The sequence below is a fragment of the Virgibacillus sp. LDC1 genome (assembly GCF_025792345.1).
In the GTDB taxonomy this organism is placed as follows: Bacteria; Bacillota; Bacilli; order Paenibacillales; family Paenibacillaceae; genus Paenibacillus_AQ; species Paenibacillus_AQ lautus.
Genome location: NZ_JAOXLZ010000008.1, coordinates 162,324 through 186,480, shown reverse-complemented (window position 1 = coordinate 186,480; position 24,157 = coordinate 162,324). Strand labels below are relative to the sequence as shown.

Below are 24,157 nucleotides of genomic sequence, written 5' to 3'. Positions count from 1 at the left end.
GATGAGGGAAATTCTTCGCCAGTATGCTGAGGGCTACGCCAAATCGGAAGAGCAGCTCACCTTGATGGAGGATGATCAGAGCAGCATCCACTACCCGGAGGTATACTTGTTCATCGGTGATAAGACGGCGTCCGCAATCGAGCCGATCATGGAGATACATGACCGTAAATGGGACAACAGCGCAAGTGTCATCTATTTGCACGTGGGAACGGGCCAAGATGGAGGGCGGGAGCCGAAAGGCTCCGCATCCTCCGGTCGTCTTCACAGGTATCATCTGCAATTGCCGGAGTCAGACGGCGCATCCAAGTCCGTACGCAAGGAGCTGTACCAGGGCTTCTATTGGGACCCGCACCACCTGGCCGGGTTGAACAAAGCGATTCGGAAGCTGAGCCACCACATTTCAGACTATGGACGCAGCTATTCATCGTTTGACCGGATTCATCTATCTGTTATTACACGGGTCGACGACCCGTTTAATGTGTTTATTCCGGAAATTTCATTACTGGCGGAATCCATCTTCCAGCAGTCTTTCAAGTCGGTGCAAATGGATTTGTATGCGCTGATTCAAGAAAGGGAGCAGATTGACTCCTACGGTTATGCGAGCTCCGTGGGCGTTGCCTTCTTGCGGGAGCTGGAGCTGATGCAAAGCCGGGAATACAGCTTCTCTGCGCCGCTGCAGGTCACGGAGGATGGGCTGGCCATTCCGGTCGTTCACCCGGCCTCGCCGTTGTTTGATCTCGTCTATGTGCTGTCCGATAAGAATGAACGGGGCATATCGGGATACGCCGGGATGCAGGATATCTACGATATCATCTGCCATCTGGGTTTGCTTAAGAACCGGAAGCAGAAGGATGAAACTTATGACGGAATCCGGGGCATCTACAACAATACGTCCTTCAAAAGCAATATCATGACGGAATCCGGCCGACAAGGCTTTGTCTCCGCTGGCTTTGCCCGGGTGAAGAGGCCGGGCGAGCCGATTGCGCTCACGGTCCTCTATCATCTGTGCCGCGGGCTGCTGCTTCGCATGAAGGGCGGGCCGGAACTTGAGGTTCACGAATGCCTGACCTACTTCGGTCTCGACCCGGAAGCCGTATCGGCAAAAGCGGACCGGATGCTGCCGAACGCAGAGCATCTGGACGGGCTAAAGGGTATGATGTCACACCCCGTCAGTTTTGCCGGGCTGAAGCGGATGAACATTCGCGAGGCTGAAGAGGCGCTGTTCGGCGAAGGATGTCGGCAATTTTTCCACAGCAATTACGAGCTGGAAGTCCAGAAGAGACTGAGCGATATAAGCACTTCTGAGGATCTCCATCGTGCGCTTCGTCGCACCTTGGCGGATCATCCGCAAATCGGTTGTTATCAAATCGTGGAGTGGACGAGCGACAAGGCGGGAGAGGGGATACTGCTTAAAGCGGTTCGTTCTCGAATCCGGGATCTCGGCAGCCTCCTGAAGACCGAGCAGGACGGGCTAAACCGCTATTATGAGGAAAGCGTGGAAAGCCAGCCGTTCAAGAAGCTTCCTTTTCGAGATAAACAGAATGTGCGTCATTTCATTCGCTATTTCGTTGGTGAGGTCTATCGGCGGAAATATGAGCTTCTATTACTGGAAACGGAGCTTGCGCTGTACAGGCTTTATGAGGCGGAGCTAGAACGGATCCACCGTCATTACAAGCAGCAGGCGAACATGCTGGACCAGCTTGAAGCGGAGTTGCTGGAGGCAGCCCAGTCGAGCATACGTACCGCAGACGATTATATCGGCCAGAACCTGATGGAGTATTATGGCCTTGTAACGGAAGAGCTGATGCTGGAATTGGAGAGTAAGCGCGGCCAGGGAGTATTCTTCGAGGAACGGTATGTCGGCAATCTCTCCATCGTTACGCATGAAGGAACGGAACCGATCCTGTCGAACATGATCCGGGTTTGTCTGAGGGATCTATTGACGGCAGAGCCGTTTGTGCAGACCTTCGAGGAAGAACTGCTGCGGCGGGCGAATGTAACCATCGACTACAATAACAAGCAGGTGCTCGCCAAGGAAGACCTGTTTAAGGTGCTTTACCGGATGCTGGAGGAGAACTCCGTTACGTTGGTCAGGCTGTTTGACTATACGCAGGAGCATCGATATGAGGAGAAATATTTCTTCGGCGATGCCGACAGCGAATTCGTCCGCTACGCGATCCACGCCGATGAAGCTTTACGGGTGTACAAGCTTGGCATCGTGCATGAGAAGCGCTCCAGCGGGGTTGAGAAGCTGAACCTGATGGGAGGTTTCCACTTGGAGGATCTGATGTATTATCGGAATGGCAGAACCTACTACGAGACCTATACGGCAAATGGTTATGAATTTCATGGCATGGAACCGGCGCAACTTCCCGAACTGCGCTAACGTTCTTAGATTCTGATACAGAGAGTAGGCGTGTATTGTGCAACGAAAATTAAACCCTCTCCTGCTGCTGCTTAGTCTGGTCGGTGGGGGACTCGGATTTGCCATTGGGGAATTTTTGCTTCGCCAGTGGGGGACAGGGCTTCCTGTCATCGTGGTTACAGGGATCTATTTCGGGATTCTGGCCTTGTGCATCGGAATGGCCTGCTTAATCGCAGAACTGATATCCCCCCGTTTGAGCGGGAGCTCATGGAGACAGCGATACACAGGCACATCATGGAAGCTGCTGATTCCATCCACGTTGGTGGCATTGTTCCTGCTCGGCATGCTGTTTGAGTGGGTGTACCAGTTGAACCCGGGCAGCGCCAAGCCCGTGAAGGATATCGTGCTGGTCATTGACAATTCGGGCAGCATGAATGAGACGGACCCGAATCAGGACCGATACACGGCAGCCAAAAATCTGATCAACCGCATGGATCCGGATAACCGCGTATCGGTGATGGTGTTCGATCATGCGACAACGTTACTGCAGCCGTTTACGCGTGTGAAGAACCAAGAAACCAAGGATGAGATCATCGCGGAAATCGACGGTTTGGCAGCAACCGACGGTGGTACGGACATCAGTCTCGCGCTGGAGGATACCATGACGCATATCCAAGAGAGCCATGATGCCGGTCGAAGCGCCATGGTCATTATGCTGTCGGACGGCTTTAGCGAAACGGATCATGCGCGTGTGCTTGCGGACTATAAGCAGCAGCAAATCGCGGTGAATACGATTGGCCTCAGCCTTGTTAACCCGGACGGTGCCCAACTGCTTCAGACGATTGCTGCCGAAACGGGCGGGCAATATTACGATGTGCAGAACGCGGCAGATTTGTCTTTTATTTTCCAGAAAATCTATAACGATGTCGGAGACCGTTCGCTGTTGACGAAACGTACGGGCGCTATGGAAGATAGCGTTTATTATCAGATCGGCAGAATCGCTGCGATGCTGCTCATTGGCGCTGCCATGGGCCTGGCCCTCGGAACAATGTTTGACAACCGCCATCTTGCGCTTAGCTTCAGCATAGGCGGCGCGGTATCGGGCGTACTGGCAGGCATCGTTCTGGAATATGGTCTTTCCGGAGAGGAAATTGGGGATGCCTCCGTTCGTCTGATAGCCTGCCTTATTCTTGCGGGGATCATCGCCTTGTTCACGTTGGTGATTCCGGTTAAGGAGAGCAGCAGGATTATCCGCAATGTGCAGCGGCCGGGCCGTACGGGAAGAGGGCAGCGGCAGAATGATTCAACAAGCCGAGGATTTTAAAGCAGGGGGCGTTCGATATGCGGTTTAAAAATGCGGAGCCCGGAGAAGGGGTCATTCAGGGATTAAGCTATCATTTAGACGATGGTTACTGCACGCTCCGCTGGAGCTGGCCGCCGGGTCTTCAAGCGGTATACATTCACCGTGCGATGGACGACGGATTCGGTCAGCCTGCAAGTGATCCGCTGCCCGGCGGAATGCGTCTATATACCCGAGACGAGTATAAGGCGAATAACGGGTACCGTGACCGGCTGGACGGGATTGGTCAGATCACGTACACGGTATACGCCTTGTCTTCCGAAGACGGAGAGATGGCGTTAATCAGACAGCCGGATGAAACGAATAGCATTCGATTCAGTACCGGCAAAGCCAGACTGGTCTACTCCATCCGCGAAAAAAGCCGCTGGCTGCAGCCCTATAAGACGATAGAAATTCAGGTTACGGCGGAAGTGCCGGTACCGAAGGAAGCTTTATGTTACGTGAAGAAGCAGGGGGCTTATCCGGTCAACAAGGAAGACGGCATCTTGTATCCGTTCGTGACGGATTTTGCTGCCGGACGCAACGTATTGCCTGCGATTGAGGTGGGCAAGAACGATTACGTGCGCCTGTTTTTTACGGACGGAAGGAAGTACGGGCAACGATATGAGCTGGTGTATAGATAGATAGAGATAGAAGATCACACAGTAACCACGATGAAAGCGTTAGTGTGTAATTCATAGGGTTCAGAGGGAGGTACAAAGGATGGGCATTTTTGATATATTCAAGAAAAAACCGGAGCCGGAGCCAAAGCCGCTGTTCTATGATATTGTGTGCCCTTACTGTTTCAGTAAGTTTGCTCCGAAGGAGGTTGTCTTCCGGGCTGCCCACGACCGGGAGGATGACGAGGACTATGCGCTTGGGGAAGATGATGAGCTGAATCGGTACCGTGAACGCTTTGGGCTGGATTCCGTTTATGATATCGAAGCGATTATCCGTCCGAGCGACATACCGGAGGAGCAGCACATTTATTCGGATCACGTGCTGGTTGGATTGAATGACCGTTACGGAGTCGTCACGCGCAGACGATTGTGCCCGAAATGCCATAATGAGCTTCCGGTAACCGCCGGGAAGGTGCCAAGCAACATTATCTCGATTATCGGTGCTTCCCAAGTGGGCAAATCGGTTTATATGACTTCGCTCATTCATACGCTGCAGCATACGACGGCGGATCATTTTGATGCGGCCTGCATGCCGCTGAATGCCGAGATCAGCCGCAAGTTCCGTACGGGCTATGAGGAGCCGTTATTTGAGCGCGGAGATTTGCTGGCGTCCACGCAGAAGGAGAAGATGCAGGAGCCTTTCATTTTCCAATTCGTGTTCAAGGATGAATCCAAGCCGCCGTTAACCCTCGTATTTTTTGACGTAGCGGGTGAGGGCATGGTGGATGAGGATTACTTGGGACTTCACGGACAGCATATCAAGAATTCCGCGGGTATTTTGTTTATGGTGGACCCGCTCCAAATCCGCTCCATTCGGGAGAAAATTCGCCTGAAATTCGGTGACCAGCCCGGGGAATGGGTGTCCCAGTATGATGAGCCGCGGGATGTCGTGCTGACGATGTTCGGCGATTTCATCGCTTATGAGGACAAGGGCAAGACGGATATTCCGACAGCCGTCGTCTTAACCAAGAGCGACATGCTTCATGCGCTTAAGGATGAGGATGGCGAATACGTGAAGCTGAACAGCAATATCTTTAACAATGTGGTACACCGCAAGTTTTTGAATTTGACCGAATTTGAAAATATTGACGGCGAGATCCGCCGTTTTATCGAGAAGGTCGACCGCCCGTTCAAGGGAACGATGGATGTATACTTTTCCAATACAGCGTATTTTGCCGTATCGGCTCTAGGCAGCAACCCTGTCGATCAGAAGCTGCAAAGCGTCGTTAGCCCGATTCGGGTGGATGAACCGTTCATCTGGCTTCTGTACAAGCTGAAGTATATTCAGGGGAGGGAAGACTAGTGCCGGATTTCCCATCCCGAACCATACAGCAGCAGATGTACACGCGGGAGCGGCGAGGCATATTCCGCTCGGCCGAGGGCTTTGATACGGTGGCCCGTTCGTCCGGATTGGAGGCTTCCTTTATCAAAAAGGTGCTGCATCCTTTTTGCCAATACGAAGCTCCTGCCGAGCTGACGGCACGCAGCGAGCGGGACGCTGCGGCTTATCCGGCGGCCCTTCATCTCTTCCATACGGAAACAGGAGAAACGGTGCTGGGGCGAAGCGTGTTTCAGCCTGCGGATTTCACGGGACTGCGCAGTGCCTTTTTTACGCATCATTATGTCATTCCCGACGGTTTTCTTGTAGATGAGCATAACGCTTATCAGACTTGGCTCCAGGCCTCCTTTGCCGATCATTACGATATCGAAGCAGGCGTTGATCTGCCGCAGCTCCCTGCCATTCCGGTTCAGGGGGATTCTCAAGTGGCCATTTCATATAAGAAGGCGCCGACCTTATTGCAGGAGCTAGGGATCGACGAGAAGGTATTCAAACAGCTGCTTTATGCATGCATATCCGCGGCTGCCGGGAAGAAAAAGGTATACATCGTGCTGGACGTCCCTGTGGAACAGTTGTCCGCGAAGGCGGAGCAGCTGCTCTTTGTGTTGTTTGGCCGATTGCCCTATGCGCTGCGGCAGGTGCTTGGATTCGTTACCTATGCCAAGGAGCCGCAGAGCAAGAAGGGACTTCATCTCATGTTCGTGGAGAAGGGCAGCCTGCGCTTAAGCGACCGCAGCATCGAGAAGGATTATTTGTTTGAGCTCGCTGCCGGCAGGGTCATCAATGCCGACCTGAAATGGTCCGAGCAGCCTTATCTTGATTTTGCATGGGAGACGCTGTTGGACCCGGATCGCTCCGAGCGCTTTTTTGCCTTCGCCGAGCAGATGCTTGCGGATATGGAGCCGGGTCTGGGGATCTCGCTGGATAGCTACGATGATTTATGTGTGCTGTTCCAGATTGAAGAAGGTCAAGTGGGTTTGTACCATGAGCATAAACATGCCGTGCTGCGTGCTTTGCTGCTTTATTTGAAGCCGGCAGGCGCCCTTGTTTCAAAGGGCCGGCTGGATCAGCTTTTCCACACCCTGTTTGCCCAGGAATTCGAGCTTGTCAAAGGCGGACATGTTCCGGATGCAGCGATTGCCGGTTTCGTTAAGGATTATCACGGCATCAATCCCCGGCAGCATCATGATCTGATTGTGGAATATTTCATCCGCTCCTTAAATAACGCCTTATCGAAGCGGCGTCAGGATGTGACCGAGGCGATTTACGACTTGCTGGAGGGCAGCCCGGCCTTAAGCCGAGCCTTCTACGCCAGGGTGCTGACCAGTCCGGGACTGCCGTCGTTGATGTTTGATCCGTACATGAAAACGCGCATGCAGCAAGCGGCGTCGCCTGCCGACTTGGTAGATCTGATCGGCTTGTGGGTTCGAAACCACCCTCTCTTGCTGGAGCAGGAGAATTATATCAGGTTAGCGGAAACCCAGCTAATCGATAAGCTTAAGCATGATCCGGATCCGGTGAGAGCGGTCAACGCTGTACTGGATCAACTGGATTCGTTGGAGCACCATCCTCAGAGGGGAATTGGCCGTTACCAAGGCGGAACTGCATTTGCAGACCGGTTGATTTATGCGGCAAACCTCTTTCTCTTGCGTGAGTTGGAGCCCGAGCAATTAAGCCAGAAACAGCTGCTGGATATCGGCTTCCTTCAAATGCCGAAGGAGTTCAAGGGTTGGGTAGAGCGTTTTGACTCCCGGATTCGGTCCAAGGCCGCAGTCATGCTCGCCCTTTACCAGTGGTCCAGCCGTGAAGAGGTCCAACCGGAGGTACTGGAGGATCTGTCAGCCGAGGAGCGGGAACGAACCCAGCATATGATGCGGAAATGGCTGCAGAATCATGTGGTGCCATCCAGCTTTGAGAGCATTACCTTGGCCTTCTGTACGGAGATACGTTCCAGTGCCGTAGACTACCGGGGCTTGCTGGATTATTTGCACAGATACGGCCAGAGTCCGGAAGTGGTATACCAGTATATTCATTGGTCTGCCGAGCAGCCGGTGTTCGTTAGGCCGCGGGGACTTGTTCCGGCTTATGCTGCCGCCATCGTCGATTATTTCAAAACCTATGACCGTGAAGCCTTCAAGAATAAGGATTATGTGAAAACGTATTTCCATTCTCCTGCGCCCATCCTCAAACCAGTTTATACGAAGGTTAGGGCTGAATTGGCTTCGCCGTTGGTGCGTTGGTTTCGACAGCATTCGCGGTTCGTAAAAATCACTTCAGCCGCACTTGTTGTAATTGTGATTGCAGGCGGCGTCTTCATGATGATCCAAAACGGCGAAGGACCTGCGGACGGCAAGGCCGATCCGAATCCGGTCGTCACGCCTCCGGTTACCGCACCTCTGGTTTCTACCGATACCGTCCCTGAAAAGCCGTTATTGACGGCAACGGTGGTGGAGGAAGGCGGGCAGGAGGGCAAGACCGAGCTGAGTTTCCATTTTAAACAGCCAGCGGCTTGCCGGGATTTCAATGTGGATAAGATTGAGATTGTAGGCAAGGATGCAGGCACGCTGCTTGAGGCCGCTAGCCCTGAATTATCGCGGGTATGCGCCGATGACACAACGGGTGAAGCGGATACTGATCCATCAGGGACAGAGCTTGATTCAACTGGCAATCAAGCGGACCCGAATACCGGGACAACAGAAGGGGAAGGCTCGTCTGATCCTGTTGAAGGTGAAGGCGTGCAGTCATCGGATAGCGTTGGTGACGCTCAGGAAAACCAGACATATTCAAGTCAGGTCACCGTGAAGCTGGATCAACCGATTGACGTATCCCTAGTCGAGAAGGTTGTTGTGGATGGCATCTCATATGAGCTGTCCGACGAAAGCGCGCTTTCGGAAGAGCAGACTCCGGAGAATGAGACGGATGAGGAAGTTTAAATATAGAAAACGAGCAGACGATCCATACGTCTGCTCGTTTTTTTCGTGCCTCTTATGCACGACCACCTATTTATGCTGGCAGCAGATTTGTTCTTCTCTTTCAAGGTTTTGTGCGGTTGCATAGGTGTTGCCCCACTCACACATTGTATTTAATACAGGCACGAAGGAGTGGCCCAGCTCAGTTAAACTGTATTCTACTTTAGGCGGCACTTCTTTAAATACTTCTCTTCGGACAAGCTCATCCCTTTCCAGCTGCTTTAATTGTTCGGTTAAGACTTTCTGCGTTATGGTTGGCATGAGCAGATAGAATTCCTTAGTTCTCCTTGGTTGTTGACTCAGAAAAAAGAGGATTAAACATTTCCACTTTCCTCCTACCGTATTCATAAAAATATTGATTCCCGTATTGAGGCTGTTCATTGTGTATTCCTCCTGAATAGGCACATAAAGGTGGCTAACCCACTTTATTGTGCGTTATTTTCCGCCACGTTAAACGGTCCATTATAATCGGATTGTGAAGCAAATAAAACATTTGGAGTGAGTGAGAACAATGAGAGTGAGAGAGATCATAGAAGAAAGACGTTCTGTCAGACATTATGACCCCCATTATAAAGTGGAATCGGAAACGTTGGCGGCATTGATTGAAGGAGCCAGTAAATCGCCCAACGGAAACAATATTCAAGCGACACGGTACCTGGTTATAGACGACCCGAATTTAAGGGACTTATTACTGCCCATTGCCTTTCATCAGCAACAGGTAATAGAAGCATCCGTACTAATCGTTGTACTGGGCGATTATCAAGCATTTGAAAAAGAAAACATTATAAATATCCATGAAGATGGATTCCAACAGGGTTATTTTGACGCATCCTTAAGAGACTATTTAGCTAACGCGGCTATCCAATATTATCTAAATAAATCAAAAGAAGATTTAAAGCTCGAATTAGTAAGAGATGCAAGCCTGGCGTCCATGTCGTTAGTCTTACTGGCGAACGAAGCAGGTCTTCAAACGATTACCATGTCCGGGTATGATTCCCAACAATTAAAGTCGGCCTTACAGATTTCTGATAGGTATGAAGATGTGATGCTGATCGCCATTGGGAAAGGAATTAAACAAGGTCATAAAACCGTTAGACACGATGTGGACAAAGTCATTTATATAAACAAAATATAAGGAAGCGTACAATAAAAAGCCGCATAAGAGTTTTGACCTGACGGTAAAGGTTGCGAGTGGAAGTTACCACTATGCATGGAGCGAATGCGATAAAAGCGAAGACGGTAAACAGATGACCAAGCTGGTTGAGGACGTGATCGGCACGGTAGAGGAGCTTGAGGAGTACAAGCGTCTGCCTGCTGTGCAAGGATATTACGAATGAGGACCCGGCGATGTCACTCGGCTCATTTATTCCTTGAAGCCAAAGCAGCCGATCACAATGACCGGCTGTTTTTTCTTTCTGATTGAGTTTATGGCTAGCATAACAAGCTATAGAGTTCTCGTTTTTGAAAGAATGGTTAATCGATGACGGATAAATGGTTACCTCCAAAATGTAATTTTGTCAGAGCTTAATCGAACCGACTCATGCCCGTTTTCTTTGGCTTTTCCTAATGAAATGATCATGACTGGAGCATAGCGTTCTTCATCTAAATCGAATGCTTTTGCTAACTGATCCACTTCAAAGCCTGCCATTGGATTCGTATCATACCCGTGTGCACGAGCTACTAACATGAACTGCATGGCAAAGAGGCTGCTATCAACTTTTGCAACTTCAACTTTCATTTCTTTCGATAGAGTCGGAAACAGGGATAGAATAGTTTCGAGTTGACGATCTCGTACTTCAGCTGGCATTTTTCCTTGTTCTACAGCTGTATTGTAAATTTCTTCAGCATATAAATAGCTTTGGGTATCGCCAAAAATTAATAACATGGCTGATGAAGTATCATTTTGTAATGTATTGAAACGCACAAGAGGTCTTAGCTTTTATTTTCCTTCTGGAGTATCGACCACAATTACACGCCAAGGCTGCATATTTGCAGAGGATGGAGCCAGACTGGCTTCCGAAATCATGTCGCTTATCTCTTCCTTCGATATTTTAAAATTCTCATCATAATTACGGACGGAACGTCGACCTATAACGATATTGGCGAAATCATTGTTTTGAATATGGTTAAACATAGAACCTCTCCTTTTGATAACCTAGATTTTTTTTGACATTGTGTATGTCGTTCGTTATCATATTTCGTATTATGAACTATGAACCTAGGTTTATAGCAAGAAATAAAGAGGTCCTATTATGAAAATAAACGATGTTTCAAAATTAACGGGTCTGCCCATATCAACATTAAGATTCTATGAACGTAAAAACCTAATACCAGACAGTTATGTTAAAAGAGATGGTAATAATTATCGTGTTTATTCTGAAGAGGTTGTTGAGTTTCTAGATGATGTGAAGTCACTTTTATCCGTAGACTTTTCTATAGAAGAATTAAGTTTGCTAGTAAATCAACAACTTAATTTATCATACGAGGCAAAGACAAAAATGGTTGAACAAAAAATCAAAGAAATTGAAGAGATCCAGAAGCGATTGAAAAAGTCGAAAAAATTCTTGAATGCAGTCTTGGAAGGAAAGGCGAATTTTCAAACAAGTTGTTAAGGAAATTAACATAAACACAGATATATAAGTTAACCAGGAAAGATCCGACACTGAACAGAACTATACTATAGTTTGTTTATAAACTTATATGCCTAGTTGAGGAGTGGAAGGGGTGGAACGATGTCATATCAAAAGGCACTTGAGACATACATAGCGGCTACGAATACGCATGATTTTGACAATGTAGCCCGGCTGCTCGACGAAGAAGCGGTCTATTGGTTTTCGGACCGGAGCTGTCATACGTTGGATGAGATTCGAGCATATTTCGAACACGCTTGGCATGTTATTCAGGATGAGGTATACCGGGCGGAGGATGTAGATTGGATCGCTAGTGATGCTTATTCGGCGGTATGTATTTATACCTTCCACTTTGAGGGTTATCATCAGGGGACATTTATGTCCGGAAGCGGGAGAGCTACGAATGTGTTTGTTTGCGATGCTGATGGCATATGGAAATTAAAGCACGAGCATTTAAGTTCGATTCGATGAATCGGTTGGATAGCACTGCATAAATAAAAGAAAAAGAGTCCTTGGAGGGCTCTTTTTCCATTTGTAAAGATTGCAGGCCCTGACAGATCCATTCCAGGTTGAATTTAATAACAAAATATAAAATGACAAGAATTTACCCCATGTTTATGGAAATGTATCCCTTCTCAATCGATAGTGTAGGTTCCATGATACAAATGTATGAATATTTATTGAACAACAAGGAATCCAAGAAGGGAGGCTGTAGTAGAGCGTACGGACAGTGATTCAATCATGAGTAGAGAGAGGGAGGGAACTCTACATAGTTGCGTTGTACAAATATAGGTAACCGCTTTCAATACAAGTTGGATTTGAGCGATATGCGAAATTAGGCAAGTCATCAAAGAAACACTCGATGACACCGAGGGACAGACATTCATTGAAATGCTGTATCATTTGCAATCGAAATTTAATCAACAGAGGTGAAAACGGTGACATCCTTTATAACGAAAAAGCACCCGAAATGGGTGATATGTTTTTTGGCCTTTATTCTCATTTTTACACCACTGCTTCATGCGCCTGCATCCTATGCAGCAGAAGCTGCCCCTTCCTCAGAGACTCCCGCCATCAGTTCCGACATTGATCCGTTAACGGTAACAAGCTCGACCTACGGATCTCAGGATCCGCAGGCGCCGCAGAATCTTCGGATAGAAAGTGTATCTCATAATATGGCGATATTTCAATGGGATTTCAAACCCGTAGCGGATGACAATAATGTACAGGTGTGGGACGCGGATTCAGGCAAGTGGCTGGCTTGGGGCAATTATTGGACCCGTGCCGTGACCGGATTGACACCTGAAACGACCTATAGGATCTATATTACTTGGGATGGCGACGTGAAAAAAGAACACAGAAGCAATGTATTGGAATTCACCACAACCAAAGACGAAGCTGAATATAAAGATGCACAGTTGACTCCTCCAAGCCATCTTAAAATTGACGATGTAACAAAAGATACGGTTGCGCTGAGTTGGGGTTCGAGTCCCGGAGCCGAAGCTTATGACATTTATATTAATGGAGCATGGAAAGGCGGCACTTGGGAAAACTCCGTTACCACAGCTACCTATGGACCTTTGGAAGCAGGAGAGACTTATACTTTTAAAGTAGGTGCACAAAGGAGCGTAAACGGAGCTTTGGAAGCATCGGCCAATAGTAATGCCGTTACTCTTAAGTGGGGGGAACTGGCTCAGCCCGAAGGGCTGCAGGTAGTCACGGCTACACGATCTACGGTTTCACTAGGCTGGGCACCGGTGCCTGGGGCCACAAGCTATGATATTTTTCAGGATGGAGCAAAGGTTGGTTCGAGTAGCGAGAGTCGGTATGTAGCTGCTGGATTGGAAGAAGGCAAGAGCTATTCGTATAAGGTAGTGGGCCATAACGGACTATGGACTTCGCCTGAAAGCGAAGCTGTGCCGGTTGTGCCTGGCAGCAACTATAACAATATTACGTATTACACATCATGGTCGGCTAGTACCAAAGATCGTAATTTTCATCCTGGCGACTTGGATCTATCACAGATCACCCACATTAACTATGCCTTCGCAGATGTATGTTGGAAGAAATACGGAAGCGGACCGAGAGCCTGTGAAGATCCTAATATTCCTGCACAGGACCGATACGTCCATGATGGCGAAATTGTGATAGGAGATCCTACGTTTGATTTTCAAAACTTCACTGCTTTTGAATTAGTAAAAGCGGCTAACCCCCACTTGAAGCTCATGATTTCCGTAGGCGGCTGGTCCTGGTCTAATCACTTCTCCAACATGGCGAAGACTGAAGAGACGCGCCGAACCTTTGCGAACTCTGCGGTTGACTTCCTTCGCGAATACAAATTCGATGGTTTGGACATCGACTGGGAATACCCGGTGGAAGGCGGGGAAGATGATAACTCCAGAGCACCAGAGGATAAGGAAAACTTCACATTATTAATGAAAACCGTTCGCGAGGCGTTGGATGCAGCCGGTTCAGAGGACGGAAAGTATTATCTGCTGACGATTGCTTCTGGGCAGGGAGATAATTTTGTTAAAAATGCAGATCTTGCGAATTCCGTGAAATACCTCGATTTCATCAATATCATGACTTACGATTTCAGTGGAAGCTGGGAGACGCTGGGTCATCATAATGCACCACTGTTCTATGACAAAGAGCATCCAAAGGCAGCCTCATCCGCTTCAAGAAATCATGTGCTCGGCGGATTGTTAGGCCATCTGAACGGTGGGGTGCCAACACATAAATTGATCGCGGGCGTTCCCTACTACGGTAAGGGATGGGATGATTGCCCCCCTACGGGTCAATATCAAACTTGTAAGGGTGGATCCTCATTAAAATCGTGGGAAACGGGCATTTTCGACTTCAGTGACCTCGAGAATAACTACATTGACAAAAACGGCTATCAGAGATATTGGAACGAATCCGCCAAAGTGCCTTACCTGTACAACGACCAAAATAAAGTGTTCATCACGTACAATGATGAGAACACGATGAAGTATACCGCTTCCATCGTGAAGTCGCTGGATATTGCGGGTGTCATGAGTTGGGATATCAGCGGCGACCGCAATAAGACTTTGACGACTCAACTCATTCACGACTTGCCGATCGACGGCAAAGCCAATGCTTCAGCACTCCCGGCTCCGGCGAATCTCGCAAGAGTAAGTGTCGGCGAAAGCTCCATTCAGGTGAAATGGGATGCTGTGGCAGGTGCAACGGGATACGAAGTATATGTGAATCATGCTTTATCAGGTTCGGGTATAGAGAATAGTTACACCATTCATGGCCTTAATGCTTTAACTAATTACAAAATTCATGTACTTGCAGTGGATCGAACGGGAGAGGAGATTAACCGCGTCTCCAGCGCTTCGAATTTGTTGAGCGTAACGACTTTAAGCAGCAGTTCCGGTGGATCTGACGGTTCCGGCGGATCAGGAGGTTCGGGAGGCTCTGGTTCCCAAGCGCCTTCGACACCACAACCGCCTAAAGCCAAAGATCAGCTAGAGGCAAAAGTCACGCTTCATGGCGACAAAGCTGTGGTTACCATACCTACGGCTGCAGCTGTTAACAGCATTAACCTTTCGGATTCCTCCAACTTCCAGATCCATGCAGGTGCAGGTGCGAAGCAGGCAGAGGTTGAGGTTCCGCAGGAAATCATCGCAGCTCTTGCGAAAAAAGGAGCCAACGCAAGTCTCTCCATTAACGTGAACGGCACAGAATATCGGATTCCGGCTTCGCTGATGACGGTTCCCGGCCCTGTGAAAGTCTCGATTGTTTCTCCAGGGGCTGCCGATGCAGCAAGCGTGGAGACACTGTTTAAGGGAAGAGAAGTACTAGCCGATCCGCTGTTGTTCAAGCTTGAGCAAATAAACGCGGATAAGACAACGACCGAGCTGAAGCATTTCGGCAAAACCCATGTCAGCGAATTTATGACCGTCGATGCGAAAAAGATAAATGTAAAACGTGCCACCGGAGTGGTTTATATACCAGGTACTCATGAGCTTCGATCCGTTCCGACCTTGTTTAAGGTTAACGCGGATGGTACGGTAACTGTTGAAATCAAGAAAACTGGCAGCGGTATTTATGCTCTGATTCAGCAAGATATCCGGTTTAGCGACGCGATCCCTTCATGGGCAAGAGAAGACGTGGCGCAGGCTGCTGCCAAGCTGATCGTATCTGGAGAAAGTAACGGATCATTCGGCGGGGATCAACATATTTCCCGTGCCGAGATTATATCCATTGTGGTGAAAGCTTTGGGTATTCTGCCTGACGACAGTAATTCCAACTTTAAGGATGTAGATCCGAAATCACGATATGCTAGAGAGATTGCAGCGGCGAAAGCGGCAGGTTTAGTGAAGGGACGCTCAGGCGATACCTTTGATCCAAACAGCTTGATTACGCGTGAGGAATTGGCCGTCATGCTGAGTAATGTGCTGAATTATTCCGGCAAGAATAACGAAGCCAGCCAAGGAATGTTAAACCAATTCAAAGACCACTCCAAGATTTCGTCCTATGCGAAGTCGTCCGTCGCCTTCGTAGTGGAGCAGAAGATTATGCAAGGCGTATCCGCCTCCAAGCTGGATCCGCAATCCCATGTAACCAAAGCTCAGACGGTGGTAACCGTCATGAGATTGCTGCGGGCAGTGGGTTTGTCTAACTAAACATGGATTCGTAATACAATGGGATGTCTCACAGGCGAGTTTTCACACTGCCTGGAGGCATCCTTTTTCGATTAGGGGTTATATGCTATAGCCGGCTGAATCGCTGCTGCGTTTTTTAACAACTAAACCTGAATGGACGGGATCGAGAGGTTGAATATGCTTCGCAAGCTGAATTCCCGAGGCTTGGGTTGAACATAGCAATTGAAGAGAAATACCGCGCTGCTGCTCATGCTAAGATGAATCTATCAAATCGACGAGGTGATTCGAAATGGCTTTGAAAAGCGACAATATTTTTGTGAACTTACCTGTAAAGGACCTGGAGAGAACGAAGGACTTTTTCTCGAAAATCGGCTTTGAATTTAACGCCCAATTTACGGACAAAAATGCGGCTTGCCTGGTCATCGGCGATAACATCTTTGCCATGCTGCTCACCGAGGATTACTTCAAGACGTTCACCAAGAAAGATCTGTCGAACGCCGCCAACACAACGGAAGTGATTCTGGCATTATCCGCCGAAAGCCGGGAGCAGGTGGACGAAATCGTCAATGCCGCGCTTTCCGCAGGAGGGTCGCCTTCCAATGATCCGGTGGATCATGGCTTTATGTATGGTTGGAGCTTCCAGGATCCGGATGGTCACCTGTGGGAAGTCATGTATATGGATCAGAGCCAGGTCGAATAAGAAGCATGGAAGCAAACAGATGCAGGATCTTCAACATGAAGAAGCATACACCCTAATAAAATGAAGCGGCAGCGGTCTCCGGGGGTTATAGGGGAAATCTGCCGCTTTACTTTTATTTGGAAATCCATTATATTTGTATGTGCAAACAATAAATGGTGATTCAACAGGATGAACTCAGCGAAAGAGGTAGCCGTTATGTTAAACACGTATATCAAGGAATGCCTTTACTTCACTGCCAATCGTCTTAGCCGGGTCATTACCAAGATGGCCGAAGACGAGTTTGCCGCAAGCGGATTGTCACCCACATATGCTTATTTGCTTATGGCTGTATATGAGAAGGAAGGGATCTCGCAGAAGGAATTAGGCGAAATTCTTCATCTTCAGCCTTCTACCGTAACCCGACTGGTTGAGAAGCTGGCCGTTAAAGGGCTTGTTTATAATCGGGTGGAAGGAAGGATGTCACTGATCTATACAACCGATAAAGGGAAGGCTTTGGAGAAAGTGATTCACGAGTGCTGGATGAATTTGCGCAGTCGTTACGGTGCTATATTAGGTCATGCCGAAGGTGATGAATTATCGCTGCGTTTATACGAGGTGAGTGATCAATTGGAGAATAAGGACTGAGGTCTTTATTTTCGCAAAACAATAATTGTATGTACAAACAAATTTTATATAAAAGCAGAATTGGATTAAGCATATGATTCTGATCGGGAGGTGAGTCAGGGCTGGCAAGCTAGCTGGTGACTTTGTTGTCCACAAAATAAAAGGAGTGTTGTTTATATGGAACGCGTACTCGTTATTAATGCACATCCGAGGGTAAGAAGCGAGAAATCATTGAGCTTGCAGGTACTGGAGCATTTCGTAAGTAAGTATGCAGCGCAGAATCCGGCCAGTCTGATCGAGCAGATTGATCTATATCGGGAGGACGTACCCGCCATTGACGCAAGTCTGCTGAACGGGTGGGAAAAGCTTGAGAGCGGGGAGCCGCTAACAGAGGGTGAGGAGAGGGTGATGGGACGGATGGCTGAAATCCTGCAGCAGTTCAAAGGAGCATCCAAGTATGTAATCGCCATGCCGCTGCACAATTTTAACATCCCTTCCAAGCTGAAAGATTATATGGATAACATCATCGTTCCGAAGGAAACGTTCAGATATACGGAAAGCGGCTCCGAAGGACTCCTTACCGACGGAAGAAGTGTAGTGGTCATTCAGGGCAGCGACGGCATATACACGGAGAATGATGGGTACCGAGAGGTTGAATATTCGCATAAGTATCTGAAATCCATGTTCGAATTCCTTGGCATTACGGATTATGAGATCATTCGTGCACAAGGCCGCGCCATGCTCGATGTTAAAGATATTTTGGACACAAGCCGATTGGCCGCAGCGGAAGTCGTGGAACGGTGGAGTTCCAAATAAATCACACAAAAAAGGCCCTCCAAGTGAAACTTGAAAGGGCCTTCTAACATTAATTGACTTGGACTTCTGTCGTTACCTGCCACAATACGCCGAACTTGTCTTCCAGCACCCCGAACAGCGCTCCCCAGAATTGAGTTTTCAGCGGATCAATCACCTTACCGCCCTCGGCCATGCGGTCAAAAGCTTCATGTGCTTCAGCATCGCTCTCAAACGACAGGCTCAGATGAATTCCGTTTCCGCGCTCCAAGGTTTGGAATATGGAGTCCGACATAAAGATGGGAATTCCTCCGGCTACCAGACTAAGATGCATGACCTTGTCTTTAAGCTCTTCCTTGGTTCCGGGAATCTCGCCATGGGTTTGCACGGACAGGATCTCCCCGCCCAGTGCTTGGGTATAAAACTCAGCTTGCGCTTTTGCATCCTCAGAGAAAATATACGGTGTCAGTTTAGCCACGTTCAACATCCTTCCCAGTTTTAAAATGATGGATTTGTTTTCCTTGGTTTTAGTATAAACGGTCAGAATCTCCCGCATTTCTTCTGGATTGCTAAATGTTGCGGCAGCGCTAAGGCTTGTTTTACAGAATGGGTGACAGCAAGCGTGAGATGGATTCCTTGAACTTGATCCACCTTGATCGCTCCAGATACTGCTTCATCGTAAGCTGGCTGGATACCTGCAGATCCTGATGGAAGATGTGGGTCAGCTGTTTTGATAAATTCTCATCGTACAGGAACGCATTCACTTCAAAATTCAGCTTGAAGCTTCGAACATCGATATTCGCCGTGCCGACGGAAGAAATCTTCTCGTCAATGATGATTGTCTTGGCATGAATGAAGCCATTATTGTAGAGATACACGTTAGCCCCGGTTCTGAGCATTTCCCCGATATAGGATAAGGTCGCCCAATAGACAAAGGGATGGTCTGGTTTATCGGGAATCATCAGGTTAACCTCGACGCCGGACAGCGCCGCAATGCGGAGCGCATCCAGGAGACTGGCATCGGGGATAAAATAGGGCGTCTGAATATGAATCGATTTCTTGGCGGACGAAATCATTTTGATATAACCATTCTTGATGTGTTCATACCTGGAATCCGGACCGCTGGTCACAATCTGAATCCCGACATTGCCTGGCGAATCGATCTTGGGGAACAGATTCGATTCATAAAAAATATCGTGATGGTGCGAAGCTTGATTCCAGTCGAGAATGAAGCGAACCTGCATCGCATAAACAGCTTCACCTTGAATACGCAGATGGGTGTCCCGCCAATATCCGAACCTGGAGTTGAGACCCAGGTATTCATCCCCAACGTTAAATCCGCCGACATACCCGATGTCGCCATCAATGATAGCGAGCTTCCGATGATTCCGGTAATTCAAGCGCAGATTAATGAAGCGCAGCTTGGACGGGAAGAAGGCCTCGGCTTCTCCGCCGGCTTCGCGAAATGCTTTGAAGAAGCCCTTGGTTAATTGACGCGAGCCCAGTTCGTCGTATAGAACCCTTACCTTCACGCCTTCTTTTGCTTTTTTGGTCAACAGGGATATCAGCTTCTTGCCCAGCTCGTCGCGACGGATGATGTAGTATTGAATATGTATGTAGACTTTGGCTTCCTCAATATCCTGAAACAAGCGTTCGAATTTCTTGCGTCCATCCGTGAAAATTTCAACGTGGTTATCGTCCGTAAGGATCGCCTGATTCTCATTGATATGCATATGGATCAAATCGCTGCTATCCGCCGCCGCTTGATTGCTGAACGGGTATTCCCCGTTATTCATCCTCTCCATTTGAGACAGCAATACCTTCTCAATTCCCGTTTTCTGCAGATCATCCCAATGAAAGAGACGGATTCTTCTTAAATTTTGGGCGAACAACAGGTACAGCGCAAAGCCCAGAATCGGGATAAAGGACAGCACCAACAGCCATGCCCAGGTGGAGCCGGCATCCCGCCGTTCCCTGAACACCACGAACATGGAGAACACGATATTCAGTACGATGATCAGACCAAGAATGATGGATGTAACATGCAGGTTCATAATATCCTCCTAAACTATATCCTTGCCCATGCAATCCATCATATTATACGTGAGGCGTTAGGAGAAGTATATATCGGCAGGATGAAGTGAACCGAATGGTTATAAAGGGGATGGCGTTACGCTCCGGGCATCCTATGCCAGTGCAGACGCAAGCGATTTGTGTATGCACACATGGTCATGATACGATGGTGAAAAAAATAGGAGAAGGGGCATGCTTTTTGCTGAAAATGAACAAGTTTTTCAAATTATGTCTTGCCGTGATCCTGGTCCTCATTATTATTTATTTGGGATCGCTGGTGGATTTTATATTCAGACCGGTACTTTCGTTCTTCTCGATCATCCTTGTGCCGTTGATGCTGTCAGGATTCTTCTATTACCTGCTCAGGCCGCTGGTGGATTTTCTCGAAAAGCGCAAGCTAAATCGCTCGCTGGCCATCCTGCTCCTATATGTCGTGTTTGCAGGCATACTTACAGGTTTTATTATTGGCGTATGGCCATCCCTGCGGGACCAGATCGTGGCACTTGTACAGAATGCCCCCGCATTGTTTGCTAAGCTTGGCGAGCAGCTTCAGGAATGGGAGAATAACGGCTTCTTCAAGGATATATTTCCGGAGAACGCCAATCCGCTTACACAGCTAACCGATTATTTGAACCAGGGCTTTACGTTTTTGACGAATTATATTATGAACCTGTTTTCGTTTGTTTCGAATTTTGCCATCGTTTTATTTACGTTCCCGATCATGCTGTACTACATGCTGAAGGAAGGCGGGAAGTTCGGGGAGATGATTGTCAGCTTTTTGCCTAACCGATTCAAGGAAGTCGGAGCTTCGGTGCTGGATGAAATCAATAATGCACTCAAAGGGTTTATCGTGGGTCGGGTCCTCATCAACCTGGCGCTGGGCGTCTTGATGTATATTGGCTTCCTGATTATTGGTTTGCCTTATGCGCTGCTGCTGACGGTTGTCGCGGTCATTGCAAATTTCATACCGTTTATCGGAGCCATTCTATCCTCGATCCCGATTGTGATCATCGGGTTCATCCAGTCCCCGGGGACGGCGATCTGGTCGCTTGTTGTCATCCTGGCCGCCCAGCAGATTCAGGATAACCTGATTGGTCCGTATATTTTTGGCAAACAGCTGGCAATCCACCCCATTACGATCATTATCTTGGTTTTGGTGGGACAGGATCTTGGCGGAATTATAGGGATTCTGCTGGTGGTACCGATTTACATGATCATTAAGATTATCGTAACGAGAGTGTATCAGCTGTTCTTTAAAGAAAAATGGCAAAAAGCATAGAATCGGGATAAATATGTGGCCGAAGCTAGCTGCTGAAGTCGCCTAAGAGCGTGGAATCGTTCTTGGCGGCTTTTTGTATGCCCGAGGTATGAAGGGGCGCTTGACAATGATATGAAAAATATATAATCTTAAATTAAAGATATTAAATATAAAGATTGTGTGATTGAATTATACGAACGGAATCAAGTTTGGAAATATTGGGCTGGACACGAAACCATGAGGAGGCGATGGATATGGCATTACATACGGCAGGCATTCATCATATTACCGCTTATGCGCAGGACCCGCAGAGAAATGTTGATTTTTATACGGGGGTACTGGGGCTCAGAATGGTGAAGAAGACGGTGAATTACGATGCGCCCGAGGTTTACCATTTGTATTTCGGGGATGAGGAGGGGCACCCGGGGACCATCATTACCTTCTTTCCGTCTTCTGCCTCGCGAAGAGGGAGACGTGGAGGAGGGCAGGTTGGGTATACAACTTTTGTTGTCCCTGCAGGTGCCCTGCCGTATTGGGAACAGCGATTACGGAGCTTCGGCGTCCCTGTCATGAAAGCATTCCGATTTAATGAACACTATCTTCAGTTCTCCGATCGCGATGGACTTTCTCTGGAGCTGGTCGAGCGTGAAAACGGACCGAAGAGCAGCTGGTCTGTAGACGATGTGACGCCGGAAACAGCGATTAAGGGATTTGGTGGTGCGGTCCTGTTCAGTAACAAATGGAAGGAAACGAAGAAAGCATTGGAGCAGGTAATGGGGCTGACCTTCATGGGAGAGGACGTTAACTATGCACGGTTTCAGTCTACGGGGCCCTTCGGCAACGTGATTGATTTACCGATGCGGGACATCCCGTTGGGCGTCGGAGGTGCCGGAACGACCCATCATATCGCTTGGCGGGCCCAAGATGATGGTGAGCACGGCAAATGGCATGAATGGGTGAAGGAACATGGTTTCCACCCTACGGATATTAGGAACCGGAACTATTTCAAAGCGTTATATTTCAGGGAAAGAGGGGGGATCTTGTTTGAGATCGCAACGGATCCGCCCGGATTTACGGTGGATGAAGATCTGGACTCACTGGGGGAACAATTAAAGCTTCCTGCCTGGTTTGAACCAGAGCGAGCCCGTATTGAGGAAGGTCTGGAGCCTATACAAGTCAAAATACAGGAGGGGGGCAATTCAAGTGATATCCATTGACCCGAATACCCAAAGCGAACGGGACACATACAAGCTGCTGATCGGGAGCGTTGTTCCGCGGCCGATTGCCTTTGTTACGACATTATCGGAGGATGGCGTGCTGAATGCGGCGCCGTTCAGCTATTTTTCCATTCTGTCGAGCAATCCCCCTCTGCTGTCCGTCTCCGTTCAGCGGAAGAACGGTACGGCTAAGGATACAGCGAGAAATGCCATGCAAAGCGGCGAGCTTGTCATCCATATCGTGGACGAAGACACCGTAGAAGCCGTGAACGAAACGGCGGCGAACCTGCCCCCGCATGAGAGTGAGCTTGACCGAACCCATTTAACCCCGGTCGTTAGCGAGGTCGTTAAAGTTCCCGGCGTTCTGGAATGCAAGATTCGCATGGAATGTGTGTTGGAGCAGGCCGTCACTTTGAATGGCGCGGATCAGCTTCCTGCTGCCGATCTCCTGATTGCCCGCGTAGTCCGCTTCCATGTTGCAGAGGAGCTTTACGAGCAAGGCCGGATTGACGCTGCCAAGTTGAAGCCTGTAAGCCGTATGGCGGGAAACATCTATTCTTCACTGGGAGAGATGTTTACGGTCGAGCGGCCCGTATAACAGCGGATGGGATGGATAAGGGTTAGGACGCAGCGAATATCAAGCTGTAAGCGTTCATGTACCGCTATTCGATAGCGCGTTGGTCCATGAAAGAAACGGGACTTGTGGAATATCCTGCCTGGAATATGCAAATTCTACATGAATGTGGGGCCGATATGATGAATTCACAATATAGGAGTGATCGACATATGAAGTTTGAATCCAAGGTTGTCATTGTGACGGGAGGCGCCAGCGGGATCGGTGAAGCAGCGGTAAGGCTTTTTGTAGAAGAGGGGGCCAAGGTTGTTATCGCGGATTATTCGGACCGCGGACAGGCCGTTTCCGATGAATTAAGAGGAGCAGGCTTTGAGACGCTGTTCGTTAAGACGGATGTAACCCAAGAACAGGAAGTTGCGAATATGGTGAAGCAGACGGTTGAGCATTTTGGCCGTGTTGATGTATTGTTCGCCAATGCAGGCATTGCTCATGATGCGCCTGCCGATCAGTTGTCGATGGACAACTGGCAAAGAACGATTGATATTAATCTTACAGGGGTGTTCCTGTGTGATAAATATGTAATCCAGCAAATGCTATCCCAAGGAACCGGAGGGGCGATCGTAAACTGCGGCTCGATCCATAGCCATGTCGGAAAAGCGGGGGTTACCGCCTATGCTTCCGCTAAGGGAGGCGTTAAGCTGTTAACCCAGTCGATGAGCGCGGATTATGCTCCTAAAGGGATTCGGGTCAACGCCGTATGTCCGGGATATATCGATACGCCGCTTATTAAGGGAAGAACGGAAGCGATCACGCAGCATCTGGTCGGCCTTCATCCGATGGGCCGCTTGGGGCAGCCGGAAGAAGTAGCCAAAGCCGTGTTGTTCCTCGCCAGCGAAGATGCATCCTTCATTACAGGCACGAGTTTGCTGGTGGATGGCGGATATACGGCCGTATAATTGAAGCAAAGCCCCGATATAACAATCG

At 48.7% G+C, this 24,157-nt stretch carries 19 protein-coding genes and 1 pseudogene; 16 read left to right on the top strand and 4 right to left on the bottom strand.

Features of this window, described 5'->3' with window-relative positions; translation table 11 throughout:
* The first annotated feature begins 1 nt into the window (after window position 1).
* The 5 genes from OHJ21_RS31620 to OHJ21_RS31600 all read left to right on the top strand — a co-directional run bounded on the left by OHJ21_RS31620 (window position 2) and on the right by OHJ21_RS31600 (window position 8,656).
* Window positions 2-2,386 (top strand): transcription initiation factor TFIID, encoded by a 2,385-nt coding sequence (locus OHJ21_RS31620; protein ID WP_486022272.1) that lies wholly within the window; start codon window positions 2-4, stop codon window positions 2,384-2,386.
* Between the two features lie 37 nt (window positions 2,387-2,423).
* Window positions 2,424-3,689, top strand: coding sequence for a vWA domain-containing protein (locus OHJ21_RS31615; protein ID WP_486022270.1), 1,266 nt, complete (start codon window positions 2,424-2,426; stop codon window positions 3,687-3,689).
* Between the two features lie 17 nt (window positions 3,690-3,706).
* Window positions 3,707-4,348 carry a beta-mannanase gene (locus tag OHJ21_RS31610; RefSeq protein WP_100541386.1) on the top strand — a complete coding sequence of 214 codons (642 nt, stop codon included), beginning with the start codon at window positions 3,707-3,709 and terminating at the stop codon, window positions 4,346-4,348.
* 79 nt (window positions 4,349-4,427) lie between these two features.
* Entirely contained in the window at window positions 4,428-5,687 is a 1,260-nt protein-coding gene (locus OHJ21_RS31605) for a hypothetical protein (protein WP_486022268.1), read from the top strand.
* A complete protein-coding gene (locus OHJ21_RS31600) occupies window positions 5,687-8,656 on the top strand; it encodes a GAP1-N2 domain-containing protein (RefSeq protein WP_486022266.1) in 2,970 nt (989 codons plus the stop codon). Before OHJ21_RS31605 ends, OHJ21_RS31600 begins: the two co-directional genes overlap by 1 nt.
* 66 nt (window positions 8,657-8,722) lie before the next feature.
* On the opposite strand, the gene OHJ21_RS31595 is transcribed toward OHJ21_RS31600, so the two are convergent.
* Window positions 8,723-9,073, bottom strand: a complete 351-nt coding sequence (locus OHJ21_RS31595; RefSeq protein WP_326119705.1) for a winged helix-turn-helix transcriptional regulator — start codon at window positions 9,071-9,073, stop codon at window positions 8,723-8,725.
* Between the two features lie 130 nt (window positions 9,074-9,203).
* On the opposite strand from OHJ21_RS31595, the gene OHJ21_RS31590 reads away from it, so the two are divergent.
* Window positions 9,204-9,827 carry a nitroreductase family protein gene (locus OHJ21_RS31590; protein ID WP_486022263.1) on the top strand — a complete coding sequence of 208 codons (624 nt, stop codon included), beginning with the start codon at window positions 9,204-9,206 and terminating at the stop codon, window positions 9,825-9,827.
* Window positions 9,828-10,187: 360 nt separating this feature from the next.
* On the opposite strand, the pseudogene OHJ21_RS31585 reads toward OHJ21_RS31590, so the two are convergent.
* A pseudogene (locus OHJ21_RS31585) lies at window positions 10,188-10,826 on the bottom strand (nitroreductase family protein).
* 118 nt (window positions 10,827-10,944) lie between these two features.
* Here OHJ21_RS31585 and OHJ21_RS31580 point away from each other — a divergent pair.
* The 6 genes from OHJ21_RS31580 (at window position 10,945) to OHJ21_RS31555 (ending at window position 18,075) form a co-directional block, all read left to right on the top strand.
* Window positions 10,945-11,304, top strand: coding sequence for a MerR family transcriptional regulator (locus OHJ21_RS31580; RefSeq protein ID WP_486022262.1), 360 nt, complete (start codon window positions 10,945-10,947; stop codon window positions 11,302-11,304).
* Window positions 11,305-11,424: 120 nt separating this feature from the next.
* Window positions 11,425-11,793: a YybH family protein gene (locus OHJ21_RS31575; protein WP_486022260.1), complete on the top strand. Its 369-nt coding sequence runs from the start codon at window positions 11,425-11,427 to the stop codon at window positions 11,791-11,793.
* A 515-nt stretch (window positions 11,794-12,308) separates the two neighbouring features.
* Window positions 12,309-15,977, top strand: a complete 3,669-nt coding sequence (locus OHJ21_RS31570) for a glycosyl hydrolase family 18 protein (protein WP_486022258.1) — start codon at window positions 12,309-12,311, stop codon at window positions 15,975-15,977.
* 268 nt (window positions 15,978-16,245) lie between these two features.
* Complete coding sequence (locus tag OHJ21_RS31565; protein WP_100541395.1) at window positions 16,246-16,656, top strand: VOC family protein; 411 nt, start codon at window positions 16,246-16,248, stop codon at window positions 16,654-16,656.
* Window positions 16,657-16,851: 195 nt separating this feature from the next.
* Window positions 16,852-17,280, top strand: a complete 429-nt coding sequence (locus OHJ21_RS31560; protein WP_100541396.1) for a MarR family winged helix-turn-helix transcriptional regulator — start codon at window positions 16,852-16,854, stop codon at window positions 17,278-17,280.
* A 156-nt stretch (window positions 17,281-17,436) separates the two neighbouring features.
* Entirely contained in the window at window positions 17,437-18,075 is a 639-nt protein-coding gene (locus OHJ21_RS31555) for an FMN-dependent NADH-azoreductase (protein WP_100541397.1), read from the top strand.
* A gap of 49 nt (window positions 18,076-18,124) precedes the next feature.
* Here the strand turns inward: OHJ21_RS31555 and OHJ21_RS31550 are convergent, their stop codons facing one another.
* Both OHJ21_RS31550 and cls read right to left on the bottom strand, forming a co-directional pair.
* Window positions 18,125-18,529 (bottom strand): VOC family protein, encoded by a 405-nt coding sequence (locus OHJ21_RS31550; protein WP_100541525.1) that lies wholly within the window; start codon window positions 18,527-18,529, stop codon window positions 18,125-18,127.
* Between the two features lie 121 nt (window positions 18,530-18,650).
* Entirely contained in the window at window positions 18,651-20,099 is a 1,449-nt protein-coding gene (gene cls / locus OHJ21_RS31545) for a cardiolipin synthase (RefSeq protein WP_100541526.1), read from the bottom strand.
* Window positions 20,100-20,323: 224 nt separating this feature from the next.
* On the opposite strand from cls, the gene OHJ21_RS31540 reads away from it, so the two are divergent.
* The 4 genes from OHJ21_RS31540 to OHJ21_RS31525 all read left to right on the top strand — a co-directional run bounded on the left by OHJ21_RS31540 (window position 20,324) and on the right by OHJ21_RS31525 (window position 24,129).
* Complete coding sequence (locus tag OHJ21_RS31540) at window positions 20,324-21,403, top strand: AI-2E family transporter (protein ID WP_100541398.1); 1,080 nt, start codon at window positions 20,324-20,326, stop codon at window positions 21,401-21,403.
* Window positions 21,404-21,636: 233 nt separating this feature from the next.
* A complete protein-coding gene (locus tag OHJ21_RS31535; protein WP_486022255.1) occupies window positions 21,637-22,599 on the top strand; it encodes a ring-cleaving dioxygenase in 963 nt (320 codons plus the stop codon).
* A complete protein-coding gene (locus tag OHJ21_RS31530) occupies window positions 22,586-23,197 on the top strand; it encodes a flavin reductase family protein (RefSeq protein ID WP_486022253.1) in 612 nt (203 codons plus the stop codon). Before OHJ21_RS31535 ends, OHJ21_RS31530 begins: the two co-directional genes overlap by 14 nt.
* Window positions 23,198-23,385: 188 nt before the next feature.
* A complete protein-coding gene (locus OHJ21_RS31525; RefSeq protein ID WP_486022252.1) occupies window positions 23,386-24,129 on the top strand; it encodes an SDR family NAD(P)-dependent oxidoreductase in 744 nt (247 codons plus the stop codon).
* Window positions 24,130-24,157 lie beyond the last annotated feature (28 nt).

What these genes read in the sequence shown, in the direction of transcription:
- OHJ21_RS31560 (WP_100541396.1), top strand. Translation starts at nt 16,852, where the DNA reads ATGTTAAACACGTATATCAAGGAATGCCTTTACTTCACTGCCAATCGT.
- OHJ21_RS31610 (WP_100541386.1), top strand. Translation starts at nt 3,707, where the DNA reads ATGCGGTTTAAAAATGCGGAGCCCGGAGAAGGGGTCATTCAGGGATTA.
- OHJ21_RS31605 (WP_486022268.1), top strand. Translation starts at nt 4,428, where the DNA reads ATGGGCATTTTTGATATATTCAAGAAAAAACCGGAGCCGGAGCCAAAG.
- OHJ21_RS31525 (WP_486022252.1), top strand. Translation starts at nt 23,386, where the DNA reads ATGAAGTTTGAATCCAAGGTTGTCATTGTGACGGGAGGCGCCAGCGGG.
- OHJ21_RS31620 (WP_486022272.1), top strand. Translation starts at nt 2, where the DNA reads ATGAGGGAAATTCTTCGCCAGTATGCTGAGGGCTACGCCAAATCGGAA.
- OHJ21_RS31580 (WP_486022262.1), top strand. Translation starts at nt 10,945, where the DNA reads ATGAAAATAAACGATGTTTCAAAATTAACGGGTCTGCCCATATCAACA.
- OHJ21_RS31555 (WP_100541397.1), top strand. Translation starts at nt 17,437, where the DNA reads ATGGAACGCGTACTCGTTATTAATGCACATCCGAGGGTAAGAAGCGAG.
- OHJ21_RS31595 (WP_326119705.1), bottom strand. Translation starts at nt 9,073, where the DNA reads ATGAACAGCCTCAATACGGGAATCAATATTTTTATGAATACGGTAGGA.
- OHJ21_RS31590 (WP_486022263.1), top strand. Translation starts at nt 9,204, where the DNA reads ATGAGAGTGAGAGAGATCATAGAAGAAAGACGTTCTGTCAGACATTAT.
- OHJ21_RS31575 (WP_486022260.1), top strand. Translation starts at nt 11,425, where the DNA reads ATGTCATATCAAAAGGCACTTGAGACATACATAGCGGCTACGAATACG.
- OHJ21_RS31535 (WP_486022255.1), top strand. Translation starts at nt 21,637, where the DNA reads ATGGCATTACATACGGCAGGCATTCATCATATTACCGCTTATGCGCAG.
- OHJ21_RS31565 (WP_100541395.1), top strand. Translation starts at nt 16,246, where the DNA reads ATGGCTTTGAAAAGCGACAATATTTTTGTGAACTTACCTGTAAAGGAC.